Source organism: Streptococcus anginosus (assembly GCF_001697145.1).
GTDB classification, from domain to species: Bacteria; Bacillota; Bacilli; order Lactobacillales; family Streptococcaceae; genus Streptococcus; species Streptococcus hominis.
Genome location: NZ_CP012719.1, coordinates 495,650 through 511,129 on the forward strand (window position 1 = coordinate 495,650; position 15,480 = coordinate 511,129).

Genomic DNA, 15,480 nt, shown 5'->3' on the forward strand with positions numbered 1-15,480 from the left:
AAGCGTATAATTCTATTTAGAAGAATATCTAAATAGAAGATAGAAGTGATGAAGATGTCAAAAAAGAGTAGTATCTTCGCCTTTATTGTTTCTTGCGCTAGCCATTTTACAAAAGGAAAGGAAGAGTAAACATGAGTTTTACTAATACCTTCAAGGCCCTATCTCATCCTGTGAGACGAGAGATTTTAGATTTGTTAAAAATGGGCAAGATGTCTGCTGGGGAAATAGCAGACCAGTTTGAATTGACAGGAGCTACCATTTCGCATCACCTCAATGTCTTGAAGCAGGCGGATTTGGTTGTGGAAACACGGGAGAAAAACTTTATTTACTATGAACTCAATACGTCTGTGTTGGAGGATATGATGGTGTGGTTAGCAGACTTGAAAGGAAGTAAAAGAGATGAAAATGAATAAAAAAATATTAGGACTAACAACTGTTATGATTCTGTTGCCTGTGCTTGTGGGTTGTTTCTTTTGGGATCGGCTACCAGAAACGATGGCAACGCATTTTGATTTTTCGAATCAAGTAAATGGATTCAGTAGTCGAGGGTTTACAGTTTTTGGGATTCCTAGTTTTCTGCTGCTTATACATTGGTTTTGTTTATTTGTGACTAGCAAGGATCCTAAATCTAAGAATATTAGCTTGAAAATGTGGCATCTGGTTTATTGGATTATTCCTTTGACATCTTGTTTAGTCATGACAGCTATTTACGCGCAAGCCTTGGGTTATGCAGTTAATCATGCTCTGATGAATGGTATGTTTTTAGGAGTTCTATTTATTGCTATTGGGAATTACATGCCAAAAACTCGTCGCAATTATACGGTTGGTATACGTTTCCCATGGACTTTGGATAATGATGATAATTGGATAAAGACACATCGTCTGGCTGGTAAAATTTGGGTGATTGGTGGTATTATCATTTTCTTTAATGGTTTCGTTCAGATTGCAGTTACGTTCGTGCTTGTTTTTACTCTAATCATTATGATTATAGTGCCAATGATTTATTCTTACTGGTTATCTAAAAGGATACACTGATTCATTTGCTGTTTAGCTTGAAACTTTTTTAGTCTAATTATCGTTGTGGGAGCGGGACGACAAAATTGAACTCTTTAAGTTGCTGATTTTTGTCTCGCTCCTATTATCTTGTTAAAATACGATTTCTAGAAATATTGAAAAATATTGAAAAATTTTCTAGAATAGGCCGAGAAAATAGAGGGAGAAAAAATGAAATTTTATTCTTATGATTATGTTTTGAGTCAAATCAGGCAGCAAAACTGGGTGACGGTTGGACTTTCTATTTTGTTGTTACTTGTGACAGGTTTTTTTGCTTTTAAGGCTTATCGAAATAAGCGCGATTCGAAATTTCGTGAATTGGCGATTATCTCCATTTTGTCTTTGATTGCTATCGTTCTGATTGGGATTAGCACTTTTCAGACGAATCAAGCCTCTAATAACCAGTTCCAAACTTCTCTTCATTTTATTGAAGTTATTTCAAAAGATTTGGGAGTAGATAAGTCAGAGGTTTATGTTAACACTTCAGCTGCGACGGATGGAGCAATTTTAAAAGTTGGAAAAGATTTTTATCGAGCTATGAGTGGCAGTGAGCCAGATAAGTACTTACTGGAAAAAATTAAATTGCGTAAGACAACAGATATCAAATTAGTGGAGGTTAAAAAATGACATTGAATTTTCTTGAAATCTTGATTAAATTAGCGTTGGGGCTGTTTTCACTCGTGTTTGTTATCAATGTGACAGGAAAAGGAAATCTGGCACCTAATTCCGCGATTGACCAGATTCAAAATTATGTTCTAGGTGGTATTATTGGTGGGGTGATTTACAATAGTTCTATTAACATTCTCCAGTATGCGATCATCCTCATTATGTGGACGATCTTGGTCTTGACTCTAAAATGGCTCAATAACAATGTTCGGGCAGTCAAGCATTTGATTGATGGTAAACCGACTACCCTGATTCAGCACGGGAAGTTGAGCCCTGAAGCCTGCCGCTCCGTTGGCCTTTCAGCGGCTGATGTGGCTCTGAAGTTGCGTAGCCAAGGAATTTTTCAACTAAAGCAAGTTAAACGAGCAGTCATGGAACAAAACGGTCAGCTTATTGTCGTACAGGCAGGTGAGGAAAATCCGAAATACCCCATTATCACAGACGGTGTTGTCCAGATTGATATTTTAGAGTCTATTGACAAAACAGAAGAATGGTTAATCGAGAGGCTCGCTAAGGAAGGCTATACTGATATTTCTAATATCTTCATCGCAGAATATGAAAGTGGTAACTTGAGCGTTGTGACGTATTAAGACTATTTTCCTTTTTGAATAGATAAAAGCAAAAGAGAGAAGAAGAGCTTGCTAGGAGTTCCGCAGAAAAATGAAATCAGGATAAAGATACTGCGAAGCTTATGTGAGATAAAAAGGTGAAAAATGAAGCTGCTGTTGAAATTATAGTTTAAAAATAGATAGCATTAAATATTAAAAAATCTTTTTCTAAAACGGCACAAATATAAAAAATAAAGCCCTATCCGACTAGTCCATCCAGATAGAGCTTTTGTTTTTGAGGAAATCAGAGTTTTTGTTTGTAATTCTATTCTTGTAAGAACTGTCAACAAAAATCCTTACTGTCAGATAGAACAGTAAGAGAATTCAATCAGGGTTAGAACATTGCTGTTAGTACAGTAATAAATCCAAATACAATACCTGGAGCATTTGCAGCAGCAAGTGGTAAATCGCGTTCTTTTTTAAACAAACCATAATAAACCCAAAGGCTACAGTTAATTGCAGCTACCAAAGGTTGGATAAAGTTTCCCTTATGTCCAGCTAAATTATCCATAATTTGTGGTATATAAGATACATACATCATGACAGACATGAATGTTGCCATCCATCCTATCATTTTCATTCGTTTTTCGTCCATTTATATAATTCCTCATAAAATGTAGTGTAGAAAACTAGAATTCATTTATAACTAAATTAATGTAAAACAATTAATACAGTATCACTATTTTATACTAATCATAAAATTTAAGCAAGAATAATATACTAATAACTATGAGTGTAGCATAAATCAACTCTATTTTTTATTTAAAAAACTATGTAATATGTTATAATAAAGTGTTATCAAATATGAGGTTTCATTTGCCTTGAAAGGAAAAGCTATGACTGAAAAGAATTTTTATATTACAACGCCAATTTACTATCCAAGCGGTAAGCTCCATATTGGGAGTGCTTATACGACCATTGCTTGCGATGTCCTTGCTCGTTACAAACGTCTCATGGGTTATGATGTTTTTTATTTGACAGGGCTTGATGAGCACGGTCAAAAGATTCAGCAGAAAGCGGAAGAAGCAGGTATTACACCGCAAGCCTATGTTGACAGCATGGCAGTTGGTGTTAAGGAACTTTGGGAACTCCTTGATATTTCTTACGATAAATTTATCCGTACGACGGATGATTACCATGAAAAAGTAGTAGCAGATGTTTTTGAACGTCTCTTGGCTCAGGATGATATTTACTTGGGTGAGTATTCAGGCTGGTACTCTGTTTCTGATGAAGAATTTTTCACTGAAAGTCAATTAGAAGAAGTTTTTCGTGATGAATCTGGCAAGGTTATCGGAGGCATTGCCCCATCAGGCCACGAAGTGGAATGGGTGTCAGAAGAATCTTACTTCTTGCGTTTGGGTAAATATGCCGACCGTTTGGTAGAATTTTTCCATGCCCATCCAGATTTTATTCAGCCTGATGGCCGTATGAATGAAATTATCAAGAACTTTATTGAGCCAGGCTTGGAAGATTTGGCTGTATCGCGTACCTCATTTACTTGGGGGGTAAAGGTACCTTCCAATCCTAAGCACGTGGTTTACGTATGGATTGATGCCCTTCTCAACTATGCAACAGCTCTTGGCTATGGTCAAGATGCAGATGCCAACTTTGAAAAATTCTGGAATAATGGAACAGTCTTCCACATGGTTGGAAAGGATATCTTGCGTTTCCACTCTATCTACTGGCCAATCATGCTCATGATGCTGGATATGAAATTGCCAGATCGCTTGATTGCCCATGGTTGGTTTGTCATGAAGGACGGTAAGATGTCTAAATCTAAGGGCAATGTCGTCTACCCAGAAATACTGGTGGAACGCTTTGGGCTGGATCCGCTTCGCTATTATCTCATGCGTAGCCTTCCAGTTGGTTCTGACGGCACTTTCACGCCAGAAGACTACGTGGGTCGTATCAATTATGAGCTGGCAAATGACCTTGGAAATCTCCTCAACCGTACGGTTGCTATGATTAACAAGTATTTTGACGGTCAAGTGCCGATTTATAAAGAGAATGTGACAGAATTTGATGCGGACTTGGCAGCAGTAGTAGCAGAAAATATCGCAATCTACCACAAACAGATGGATGCCGTGGACTATCCACGAGCCTTGGAAGCAGTGTGGAATATCATTTCTCGTACTAACAAGTATATTGACGAAACAGCACCTTGGGTGTTGGCTAAAGATGAAGCCAAACGTGATGAATTAGCGGCAGTTATGGCACATTTGGTAGCTAGTCTACGTGTGGTAGCTCATCTTATTCAACCGTTCATGATGACGACATCAAATGCTATCATGGAGCAACTTGGCTTAGGTACAGATTTTGACCTTGAAAATCTAGATTTGGCAGAACTGCCAACAGGCTTGACTGTTGTTGCTAAAGGTACACCTATCTTCCCACGTCTAGATATGGAAGAAGAAATTGCTTATATCAAGGAGCAAATGGAAGCCAATAAGCCAGCCATTGAAAAGGAATGGGAGCCAGAAGAAGTAGAACTCAAACTCAACCGCAAGGAAATCAAGTTTGACGATTTTGACAAAGTAGAAATCCGTGTCGCAGAGGTTAAAGAAGTTTCTAAAGTTGAAGGTTCTGATAAATTGCTTCAATTCCGCTTGGATGCGGGAGACGGCGAAGATCGTCAAATTCTGTCTGGGATTGCTAAATACTATCCAAACGAGCAAGAATTGGTTGGCAAGAAAGTCCAAATCGTAGCGAACCTCAAACCACGCAAGATGATGGGACGTATCAGCCAAGGCATGATCCTCTCAGCAGAATATGGTAATCAACTAACTCTGCTCACAGTAGATCAAAATGTACCAAATGGTAGCTTGATTGGGTGAGCCCACAGGAAGATTAGAATTAAAAATGAGCCTGGGACAATAATGTCTCAGCCTCGCTTTGTTTATCGTTCCGGTCAATGGAATAAAAGAAATTGGTAGTCTATTACCTACATCAACGGCTTATCTAAGAATTGTTTCCCCACGTCTGAGGGTCGGATAATTTTCCTAAAAAGTAGTTCACTTCGTCCGAGGGTCGGATAGTCTTCCTAAAAAGTAGTTCGCTCCGTCCGAGGGTCAGATAGCCTGCCTAAAAAGTAGTTCACGTCGTCCGAGAGTCGGACAGTCTGCCTGAAAAGTGGTTCACTTCGTTTGAGGCTCGGATAGCCTGCCTGAAAAGAAGTTTGCTCCGTCTGAGGGTCGGACGACCTTCACGAAAATAGATTTACTTCATCCGAGGGTCGGACAACCTATTTGAGTAGTAGTTAAAAAAAGGGAGTGAGACAGGACTCCCTTTTGTAGTATAAAACATGATGATGCACTATTCATCTTTATTTAAAAATGAAAATCTCTCCGTCAGGCTTGCCCAATTTCCCCGCATATCGGTCATAAAAGTGGCTGGATTGGGTGTTTTAAAATCATCAATCCAAGCTTGGTAACGGATTGAAATGAGGAGCCGAGTTAAGCGGTTCAGCATTTCTTTTTCTTGCTCGGTAAGGGCGTGGGCATTTTGGACGATAGTTAGCACTTTCTTGATACTGTTGGGTTGGAAAAATTCATCAATGGACGTAATTTGAGCGTCTAAAATGAGACCGAAAAAGACATCAAAGAAATCTTTGAGCTCGTCATTAGGAACAGTTTCCACCCATTCTTTTAGAGTTTTGTCTGTCTGAATGCTGTCTGGGTTGAGCGTGTCAAGTAAGACAAAGTGCTCATTTTCAATTTGCCAAGAGAAAGTGTCATGCTGGGCAATTCCACCAATGGCTACGCTTTTAACGATGTGAGCTTGTTTAGGCGTTTCCAGCATCATCCCGACGATAGAGCCTTGAGGAATGTAGCGTTTGATTTTTGAAGCAATGCTTTGATAACCCTCTGTTTCAATCACTGTATGATTCAAGCCTGGAGCGTCAAAACTATAGATTTGAGAAATTCTTGCTTGCAAGGCAGGCTCCACTTGGCTACCAGCGTAAGTCGCTAGATTGCCACCTTTGGAATGTCCTGTCAAGATAAAGGTCGCTGTTGGAAAAGCCTGCATGACCTTTTGAACGTAGCGTACAGCAGTTTGCTGCGCAGGGACATGCTCCATATAAGTCATGTGAAAATCTTCTTTCCAACCGATAATGGAATCATCCGTTCCGCGAAAAGCAATGACGAAGGTATCCAAATCAATCTTATAAGTCATAGCAGCAAATTGTTTTTGCACATCTAAGTCAATATCATTTACATAACCTAAGAGTTTGATGTTCTTATAGCGTTTGACACTTGCTGCCTGCTGCAAAAGTGCCAAGCGGTGTTTGGTATTCATCATGGAGTTTTCTTGGGGCATATATTGTGGCACATCAGTTAAACGGCTGGCTTTTTGCAGGTCAAGACCGTCCGTGACGATTGTGTTATAGTTTAGATACGTAATCTCGGTCAAAAGCAGAATATCCAGCTCTGTAAAGGGCTGATCGTAGATACTGTCGTATTGTACATCTTCTAAATAGTTAAAAATATTTCCCATAAAGGCTCTCTTTTCTGAAAATCTATTGTTAGTATAGCATATTTTCCCAAGTCTTTGTTATAATAGAGAAAGAAAGCGGAAATGAGGGATAGAATGCACAAGATATTATTAGTAGAAGACGATGCCGTCATTCGCCAACAAGTCAAAAAAATGCTGGAGCAATGGGGATTTGAAGTGGTTGCAGTAGAGGATTTCATGCAGGTTTTGACGATTTTTGCCAAGGAAGAACCACATCTAGTGCTAATGGATATTGGTCTCCCACTTTTTAATGGTTATCATTGGTGCCAAGAAATTCGCAAGATTTCTAAAGTGCCCATTATGTTTTTGTCATCAAGATACCAAGCAATGGATATCGTCATGGCTATCAATATGGGGGGAGATGACTTTGTCACCAAGCCTTTTGACAACAATGTTCTTCTTGCTAAAGTGCAAGGATTGTTGCGGCGGTCTTATGAGTTTGGAACGGATCAAAGCTTACTGGAATATCATGGAGTTATTCTCAATCTCAAGTCCATGGATATGGTTTATGAAGGTGAAGTCATTACCTTGACCAAAAATGAATTTCAGATTTTGCGCGTGCTGTTTGAGCATTCTGGCAGTATTGTCGCGCGTGATGACCTGATGAAAGAGCTCTGGAATAGTGATTTTTTCATTGATGACAATACCTTGTCGGTCAATGTGGCACGGTTGCGGAAAAAATTAGAAGAAGTCGGTCTCAAGAATTTCATTGAAACAAAGAAAGGTATAGGCTACAGATTAACCAATGGATCATCAGAATAAGCGTCTATTTTTCAAATATTATTTCTGTTCGCGTCAGTTTTTATGTTTGTTGCTACTTATTTTTTATAGTCTACTGTTTGCTTTTTCTTACCTTTTTGAAAGTGAACGTGCTGTTTTACAGTATGTCATGTTGCTCTTGCTCTTGGTTAGCTTGATAGGATTCGTCTTTGACTTTGTTAAACAATATCAAACTTTTCGTCGCGCTGTTTTATATGGAGAAAGTCAAGTAAAAACTCCCTTGGAAGCATTACTTTTCTCCAAAATCGAAACTTTAGAAAAGGACAAAAAAGAGCTGCAATTACAGCATCAAGCAAAGCAGAGTGATCTATTGGATTATTATACACTTTGGGTGCACCAGATCAAGACGCCGATTGCTGCGAGCAAGCTCTTGGTGGAGGATTTACAAGAGCAGACACTGAAAAATCAGTTAGAGCAAGAACTGTTTAAGATTGATTCTTATACAAACTTAGTCTTGCAATACCTGCGTCTGGAAAGTTTTCATGATGATTTAGTCGTGAAAAGAGAAAATATAGAAGACTTGGTCAAAGATGTTGTCAAAAAGTATGCGATATTCTTTATTCAGCAAGGTCTTCGTCTAAATTTGCATGATTTGAAACACACTATTATTACAGATAAAAAATGGTTTGTCGTCATTTTAGAGCAGGTGCTCTCAAACAGTCTCAAATACACCAGCCAAGGTGGTATTGAGATTTTCTTTAAGGAAGATACCTTGTATATGAAGGATACTGGTTTGGGGATTCAAGATGCCGATCTTCTGCGCGTGTTTGAGCGAGGCTTTTCTGGCTACAACGGGCGCCTGACGCATCAGTCATCAGGATTGGGGCTCTATTTATCTAAGAAAATTGCGGATGAACTGGGGCATGAATTGCATTTGCAGTCGGTGGTCGGAGAAGGCACAACCGTTATGATTACTTTTAAAGAAAAGAAATTATTGTTTGAATAAATGCAATCTTACAAAATTGTAAGGTTCGCCTCTAAAAATGAAAGGTTATGTTATGGTAGCAGCCTTTCTTTTTTTGTATCATAAGTTTAGAAAATGAATGATGTTTAACAGAGGAGACAGTCATGAAAACAAAAGGATTGAACGCTTTTCAGCTCAAGCTCTTAATGGCTTTTTTAATGGTTTTTGATCACCTTGAAAAAATACCAGGCTTACTGTCAGGTGAATGGGTGAGCATTTTTCATGCTTTAACACGCTGTGTAGCAGTTTGGTTTGCATTTGCAGCGGTCGAAGGCTTCTTATATACTCGAAGTCGTCTGCTTTATAATATACGCCTCTTTTTATGGTCAGCTATCATGTTTGTCGGAAATACGATTCTCAATTTGCTGTTTCAGTCTAAAGGAGTTCAGATATATAATAATATTTTCTTAACCTTGGCTTGCGGTGTACTTGTCCTCAATATCTTTTTTGGCATAAACCAAACGAGCAATCCAGTTGATATTAAACGCCAGCCCATTCGCTTTATTTTAGGCATTGTTGTTTGCTTGCTTGCTGGTTTTGTGACAGAAGGTGGTATGGTCATTATTCCATTTATGTTGATTACCTATACTTGCAGAGAAAAGAAAAACCTACGCAATCTTCTGTATGGTATTTTAACGGTTGTCCTATTTTGTATGAGCATTCAGATTTATCCGTCATGGAGTGACACGCTGTTAATGATGTTTTATAATTCAGATTGGCTCTTTATTACAGTACTGCCTTTCATTTCACTTTATAATGGTGAGCGCGGTCCTGCGACCAAGTGGAGCAAGTATTTCTTTTATATCTTTTATCCAGCACATTTATGGTTGATTACATGTATCGCTTACCTCGTACACAAGTAGATGAAAAATTGGACGATGATGAATTGGCTACAATAGGAAGATTGGAAAAAGAAAGCTGAGGATAAATATGGTAAAATTTTATTGAAACAAGACAAGCAATTGCTTCAACCAAGTGTTAAAAGATATTGAAAAAGCGCAATTTGGCTATGAAGTGAGTCAATCAGCGCAACAGTTATATTTTGGATTTTAAAAGGAGAAAATGATGACACTATTAGACGTACAACACGTGAAGAAAATTTACAAAACCCGCTTTCAAGGCAACCAAGTAGAAGCACTGAAAGACATTCATTTTACAGTAGATGAAGGCGATTATGTCGCTATCATGGGTGAGTCGGGCTCTGGGAAATCCACTCTGCTAAATATTCTTGCCATGCTGGATAAGCCAACAGAAGGACGTGTCTTTCTCAACGGAACCGACACTGCGACAATCAAAAACAGTCAGGCTTCGAGTTTCCGTCGGGAAAAATTAGGCTTCGTTTTTCAAGATTTCAATCTGTTAGACACGCTCTCGGTCAAGGACAATATTCTATTGCCGCTCGTTCTGTCACGCCGCCCGATCACAGAAATGATGCAAAAGCTAGTCACGACTTGTAATGAACTAGGAATTAACCAATTGCAGGAAAAGTTTCCCTATGAAATTTCAGGCGGTCAAAAGCAACGGGTGGCAGTAGCGCGTGCTATTATCACCAATCCAGAAATTCTGCTGGCGGACGAGCCGACAGGTGCGCTCGACTCTAAGTCTTCGGCGGCGCTTTTAGATGTATTTGATGACATCAATGATCGTGGACAAACCATTCTCATGGTAACGCACTCGACTTCGGCGGCAAGCCGTGCCAAGCGCGTACTATTTATCAAGGACGGCATTTTGTATAATCAAATCTTCCGAGGAGATAAGACGGAGCGGCAGATGTTCCAAGAAATTTCAGATACCTTAACGGTTATGGCAAGTGAGGTGAGTGGTTATGTTCAAACTAACGAATAAATTAGCAGTCTCAAACCTGATAAAAAATCGCAGTCTGTATTATCCATTTGCTCTAGCAACGATTGTGGCAACAGCGATTTTATATAGTTTTGTATCGCTCGCTTACAGTCCAAATCTGGAAGCCAGCTATGGTGGCTCGGCGGCTCGTATGACCCTGCAATTTGGGATTTGGGTTGTTCAAATTGCAGTTCTTATCCTCATCACCTATGCCAATAGTTTTGTCATGAAGAATCGCTCACGGGAGCTTGGTTTGTACAGTATCTTAGGAATGGAGAAGCGGCACATGCTGCTGATGACTTTCTTTGAAATGTTTTACTTTTTCTTAGTGACTGTCGGACTTGGGATTGGCTTGGGTTTTCTTTTAGACAAATTGCTTTTTGCAGTTTTACTGAAATTTATGGGAATGAAAGTAGTGATTGCCTCAACTTTCCAATGGTCGAATATCTTCACCGTTTTAGCTAGTCTGGGAGTGGCTTTTGCGCTGATTCTCTTTTTAAATTCCACGCGCCTGCTTCGTTACAGCTCGCTTCATTTGATGAGAGAAAAGAAGGCTGGGGAGAAAAAAGGACGATTTCTTGGCTTACAGACACTTGTGGGGTTAGGATTTCTGGCTGGGGCTTATTATATCGCACTCACAGTTGAGAAACCAGTTGCTGCGATTTTGAATTTTTTTATCGCAGTTCTCATGGTCGTTTTAGCAACCTACCTCCTCTTTAACGCTGGAACGATTACGCTTTTGCAATTTTTAAAGAAAAGAAAGAACTACTATTATAAAACGCAGAATTTTATTTCTGTTTCTAATTTGATTTCTCGTATGCGTAAGAATGCTGCAGGCTTAGCTACGATTTCAATCCTTTCAACCATGCTACTGGTGACCTTGGTTGGCTCTATTAATATCTATGTGGGTGGGAAAGACTATCTGACAACTTTGTATCCAAAGGATTATAATATCATGGTTACAAGCGCAAAGACGGATAAAAATGCAGCAATTTTACAAGCAGTCAAAGAAGTAGCACGGGAAAAAGGCTTGACAGATGCCAAGTATGAAGATTATAGTTATCAAATCTCTTCTATTTCAAAAATTAATGGCAATCAGCTAACGATTCCTGAAAATACAGCCAGATTAAATGTAGAAGAAGCTCAAAAATCAATGGCTACTTTCCTTGTCATCAGTCGTCAAGAGTACGAAAAAATGACAGGAAAAACCGTTGATTTAGCTGATAATGAAGCACTTCTATATGCAAAAAATCTTCGAATCAATCAAAAGCAAGTTCTTTCCATCAATGGAAAATCGTGGAATATCAAAGAGCATTTGACAACGGATTTTGCACATGGCAAGATTGTCAATACATCTGGTATGGTATCAGAAAAAAGCATGTACATGGTTGTCAATCAACCAAGTCAAGTCGGTCTGAAATCTTTCTATACTTACTACATCGGTATCCAATCTTCCAATAAACAGGTTGATCTCCAAGAAAGTATTTTCAATGCTCTTCAGCAACAAGGTCAGGAAAGTGGCAATATCAGTCTTTCTGAGCGTTATCACATTGAAAAAGAATATCAGGGTGTGATTGGGACTCTTCTATTTATCGGAATTTTCCTTTCTACGATTTTCCTGCTTGGGACAGTTCTTGTGATTTATTACAAACAAATTTCAGAAGGTTATGAAGATCGTGAAGGATTTATCATTTTGCAGAAAGTCGGACTGGATGAGAAGCAAACGAAAGCAACGATTCGCAAACAAATTTTAACAGTTTTCTTCTTACCACTTATCTTTGCCTTTCTTCATATCGCTGTTGCTTTTCATATGTTGCAGCTGATTGTCGCTCTCTTAGGTGCAACAAATGTGCCGTTACTCATTCAAACAACAATAGCCACTTGCGGTGTCTTCCTCTTAGTTTACATCTTAGTGTTTGTGATAACCTCCAGAAGCTACCAAAAGATTGTAGCACGATAAGTATTTTGAACCATTCGTCTTTTGGCGAGTGGTTTTTATCTTGTAAATCTGACTTCTTATCTAGTTAGTAGAACCTCTTATCCAAAAGTGCGAGATTTTTTTAAAAGTGAGGAGTATGATAAGTTCGTAAAATAAATTATTGGAGGAACGTTATGCTACTAGAAACACGCCATCTTAGCAAAGTCTATGATAATAAGCAAGCTGTGAATGATTTGAATCTTCAGATTGAAACAGGAAGTTTTACCGCTATTTTAGGACCAAATGGTGCTGGAAAGTCTACAACGATTCAAATGTTGACAGGGCTTTTGCAACCTACGGCAGGAGAGATACTGTATGATAACCCTATTAAATTAGGTGTTGTTTTCCAAAACAGTGTTTTAGATGATATGCTAACGGTGCAAGAAAATTTAGAAATCAGAGCAGGTCAATATAAGGATATTGATAAAGGAAAAGTTGATAACTTAGTGAATCAATTGGGATTGCAAAATTTCTCAACGCAATTATATGGGACTTTATCAGGTGGACAAAAACGACGAGTGGATATTGCCCGTGCTCTGCTGAATAGCCCAGATATTCTCTTTCTTGATGAACCAACTACGGGTTTAGATATTCAAACTAGGAAAGCCATTTGGGAGCTGATTCACCAGTTGCAAATAAAAGAGAAGATGACGGTTATCTTAACCACTCATTATTTAGATGAAGCAGATGATGCAGATATGATTTATATTGTGGATCACGGTCAAGTGATTGCTAAAGGCTCTGCTAATCAGATTAAAGAGCAGTATGCTCAGAATTTTCTCAAGGTATTCGTGACTGATACTGCTGATTTTAAAGAAATTTTGAAGGAAGAGATTCCTTTTGAGGAAGTAAGAGTGAATGAACTGTTGATTCACCCAGAAACGACAGAAAAGGCTTTAGAGATTCTAACGTGTGATCGCTCTTTTATTCGACAATTTGAATTTCGACCAGGAACAATGGACGATGCTTTTATGGCGTTGACAGGAAGAGAGGTACGTTAAAATGATAATGCTTATTAAAAGAAATTTTTTACTATATTTTCGTAATCGTAGTGGGGTTCTTTTCTCCCTTCTTGGGGCAATGATTTCCTTTATTTTGTACTTGGTCTTTTTGAAAGCAAATATCAAGACCTCTTGGAGTCAAGTCCCTCACACTAATCAGTTATTGGATTCATGGTTGATTGGTGGAACGCTTGCCATTACAGGATTAACCACAACCTTTTCTAGTTTTTCCCAACTAGCAAAAGATAGAGAAAGTAACGTAACACAAGATTTAATTCTGACAGATTTGGGACGCTGGGGCTTGTCTATCAGTTACCTTCTGAGTACTGCCATCATTGGATTTTTGATGCAAATCATTATGTTTGCTGTCATGGAAGGCTACTTTATCTGGGACGATCAGATTATCTTTGATTGGACTTTGCTTCCTCAGGTTCTCCTTATTATGGTGCTCAATGCACTCTTATGCTCGATTTTCAATGGTATTCTTGTGAATCGCTTCAAATCAGTAGATACGCTTGGAAAGCTAGCAACGATTATCGGAGCTGCCTCGGGTTTCTTAGTTGGGACCTATATTCCAATAGGGGTTCTTCCGTCATTTGCTCAAACGATAATGAAATGTACTCCCTCCACATATATTGCTTCTCTCTTTAGACAAGTAATGATGAAAGATAGCTTAGCTACTGCTTTTCATCATAATACAGCAGCGCAAGATTATTTTGAAAAGATGATGGGCATTCAATTAAAGTGGGAATCTCTATTGACAATGAAAGAAACATACTATATAGTTGTAGTAGTTTTAGTTGCCTTGCTTGTCATTTGGACAATCCAACAGCTTGCTACCAATCGGTGGACTAAAACTGCTTAATTGATAGAAAGTTAGAGAAATTTTTTGCAGACTAAATTCAAAATGAATCCAACCATTCCTTCAAATGATCCACTTGTTGTGATTCAAGCGGACGAGTTAGAAGCTGAAGCCAAAGAAATTTTTGAATATTTACATCAGTACAAGTCGTCTTATGTGAATGCTGTTCCCATTAAAACAGATGATAAAATTGTTATGGTAAAGACGGATCAGATTATTTTGGCAGACATCAATCAGACAACATTGATGGTGTATTGTGTGGATGGTATCTATGCGACGACCGAAACACTCACACATTTTCAAAGTCGAGTTAATCGTAAAAACTTTATTCAAATTTCAAAACACGCTGTCATCAATATTGACCATTTGTTATCATTATCGGATAGCTTTTCAGGAAATATGACGGCTAGATTGACAAACAAAATTAAGTCAAGTGTCAGTCGAAAATACGTCAGATTGTTGATGGATTATCTCGGTTTGTAGAAAGGAACAAACATGAAAAAAATTGTAGTGTCTATGTTAGAAGGCCTGCGTACGGGTTCTTTAGCGTATTTACTTGTTTTGGCTTTTCGAATCCAAGAATCACCTGTTACGACTTCTAACATTCTCAGTATTTTGATAATGAGTGCTTTGATTGGCTTGTTTTCCTTGCTGTTTGAAATTGAACGTTTTTCTTATTTAGTGCAGTTGACGATTCATTTTTTTCCTACTTTAATGGTGGTTAGTGTCATGATGGTCTATAATGGTTGGGCTTTTAATTTGGCACGGACTGAATTTTGGTTGGATTTTATTGTTATCTACATTTTAATTTGGCTGTTCGTTCGTTTAGACATTTATCTAAAAACAAAGAAAATCAATGAATCACTTGTAAAATTAAGAAGAAACCGTACAAAAGAATAGCTTAGGTCTTGTAGTTATATCCAGAGGGCTGGGGACACATTTGTCCAAGCCTTTTTTCTTACAAAAATGTAAGGTTATATGCATCAAATGAAAGGTTATGTTATGGTAGCTTTGCCAAGAGTTTTGTATTATATAAGTGTAAAGAAAAATAAAGGAGAAGCATCATGAAAACAATTTTATTTCACAAAAAATCAATGCCAAAAACTGCAAAAATTTCCAAAGAAGAAATTGAAAAGACAAAAATTGGCTGTGCTTCTAGTCAATACTATTTCTGGTTGCAGTATAGTCATTAAAAGATTGGATAAATTAAAAAA

The 15,480-nt window shown here is 38.2% G+C and carries 17 protein-coding genes; 15 read left to right on the forward strand and 2 right to left on the reverse strand.

Features of this window, described 5'->3' with window-relative positions:
- Positions 1-131: 131 nt before the first annotated feature.
- The 4 genes from SanJ4206_RS02480 (at position 132) to SanJ4206_RS02495 (ending at position 2,309) form a co-directional block, all read left to right on the forward strand.
- On the forward strand, positions 132-413 hold the full coding sequence (locus SanJ4206_RS02480) for an autorepressor SdpR family transcription factor (RefSeq protein ID WP_003028314.1): 282 nt from the start codon (positions 132-134) through the stop codon (positions 411-413).
- A complete protein-coding gene (locus SanJ4206_RS02485) occupies positions 400-1,035 on the forward strand; it encodes an SdpI family protein (protein WP_003028313.1) in 636 nt (211 codons plus the stop codon). The genes SanJ4206_RS02480 and SanJ4206_RS02485 overlap by 14 nt, the downstream gene beginning before the upstream one ends.
- Before the next feature lie 189 nt (positions 1,036-1,224).
- Complete coding sequence (locus SanJ4206_RS02490) at positions 1,225-1,680, forward strand: DUF3290 family protein (RefSeq protein WP_003028312.1); 456 nt, start codon at positions 1,225-1,227, stop codon at positions 1,678-1,680.
- A complete protein-coding gene (locus SanJ4206_RS02495; protein WP_003028311.1) occupies positions 1,677-2,309 on the forward strand; it encodes a DUF421 domain-containing protein in 633 nt (210 codons plus the stop codon). Before SanJ4206_RS02490 ends, SanJ4206_RS02495 begins: the two co-directional genes overlap by 4 nt.
- A gap of 352 nt (positions 2,310-2,661) precedes the next feature.
- On the opposite strand, the gene SanJ4206_RS02500 is transcribed toward SanJ4206_RS02495, so the two are convergent.
- Positions 2,662-2,922, reverse strand: coding sequence for a SemiSWEET family transporter (locus SanJ4206_RS02500; RefSeq protein ID WP_003028309.1), 261 nt, complete (start codon positions 2,920-2,922; stop codon positions 2,662-2,664).
- A 241-nt stretch (positions 2,923-3,163) separates the two neighbouring features.
- On the opposite strand from SanJ4206_RS02500, the gene metG reads away from it, so the two are divergent.
- Positions 3,164-5,161 carry a methionine--tRNA ligase gene (gene metG, locus SanJ4206_RS02505; protein ID WP_003028308.1) on the forward strand — a complete coding sequence of 666 codons (1,998 nt, stop codon included), beginning with the start codon at positions 3,164-3,166 and terminating at the stop codon, positions 5,159-5,161.
- Between the two features lie 478 nt (positions 5,162-5,639).
- On the opposite strand, the gene SanJ4206_RS02510 is transcribed toward metG, so the two are convergent.
- Positions 5,640-6,821, reverse strand: a complete 1,182-nt coding sequence (locus tag SanJ4206_RS02510; RefSeq protein WP_003028307.1) for a DUF2974 domain-containing protein — start codon at positions 6,819-6,821, stop codon at positions 5,640-5,642.
- Positions 6,822-6,914: 93 nt separating this feature from the next.
- Here SanJ4206_RS02510 and SanJ4206_RS02515 point away from each other — a divergent pair, with 93 nt between their 5' ends.
- The 10 genes from SanJ4206_RS02515 (at position 6,915) to SanJ4206_RS10040 (ending at position 15,459) form a co-directional block, all read left to right on the forward strand.
- Entirely contained in the window at positions 6,915-7,601 is a 687-nt protein-coding gene (locus SanJ4206_RS02515; protein WP_022525182.1) for a response regulator transcription factor, read from the forward strand.
- Positions 7,585-8,565, forward strand: a complete 981-nt coding sequence (locus tag SanJ4206_RS02520) for a sensor histidine kinase (RefSeq protein ID WP_003028304.1) — start codon at positions 7,585-7,587, stop codon at positions 8,563-8,565. Before SanJ4206_RS02515 ends, SanJ4206_RS02520 begins: the two co-directional genes overlap by 17 nt.
- Positions 8,566-8,687: 122 nt before the next feature.
- Positions 8,688-9,446, forward strand: a complete 759-nt coding sequence (locus SanJ4206_RS02525) for a TraX family protein (protein ID WP_003028303.1) — start codon at positions 8,688-8,690, stop codon at positions 9,444-9,446.
- Positions 9,447-9,648: 202 nt separating this feature from the next.
- Complete coding sequence (locus SanJ4206_RS02530; protein ID WP_022525183.1) at positions 9,649-10,428, forward strand: ABC transporter ATP-binding protein; 780 nt, start codon at positions 9,649-9,651, stop codon at positions 10,426-10,428.
- Positions 10,409-12,385: an FtsX-like permease family protein gene (locus SanJ4206_RS02535; protein ID WP_003028299.1), complete on the forward strand. Its 1,977-nt coding sequence runs from the start codon at positions 10,409-10,411 to the stop codon at positions 12,383-12,385. Before SanJ4206_RS02530 ends, SanJ4206_RS02535 begins: the two co-directional genes overlap by 20 nt.
- Before the next feature lie 152 nt (positions 12,386-12,537).
- Entirely contained in the window at positions 12,538-13,404 is an 867-nt protein-coding gene (locus SanJ4206_RS02540) for an ABC transporter ATP-binding protein (protein ID WP_003028298.1), read from the forward strand.
- Between the two features lies 1 nt (position 13,405).
- Positions 13,406-14,269 (forward strand): ABC transporter permease, encoded by an 864-nt coding sequence (locus SanJ4206_RS02545; protein ID WP_003028297.1) that lies wholly within the window; start codon positions 13,406-13,408, stop codon positions 14,267-14,269.
- A 24-nt stretch (positions 14,270-14,293) separates the two neighbouring features.
- Positions 14,294-14,749, forward strand: a complete 456-nt coding sequence (locus SanJ4206_RS02550; RefSeq protein ID WP_022525184.1) for a LytTR family DNA-binding domain-containing protein — start codon at positions 14,294-14,296, stop codon at positions 14,747-14,749.
- A gap of 12 nt (positions 14,750-14,761) precedes the next feature.
- Positions 14,762-15,166, forward strand: coding sequence for a DUF3021 domain-containing protein (locus SanJ4206_RS02555; protein WP_003028294.1), 405 nt, complete (start codon positions 14,762-14,764; stop codon positions 15,164-15,166).
- Positions 15,167-15,330: 164 nt separating this feature from the next.
- Positions 15,331-15,459 carry a hypothetical protein gene (locus SanJ4206_RS10040; RefSeq protein WP_003028293.1) on the forward strand — a complete coding sequence of 43 codons (129 nt, stop codon included), beginning with the start codon at positions 15,331-15,333 and terminating at the stop codon, positions 15,457-15,459.
- Positions 15,460-15,480: the final 21 nt, after the last annotated feature.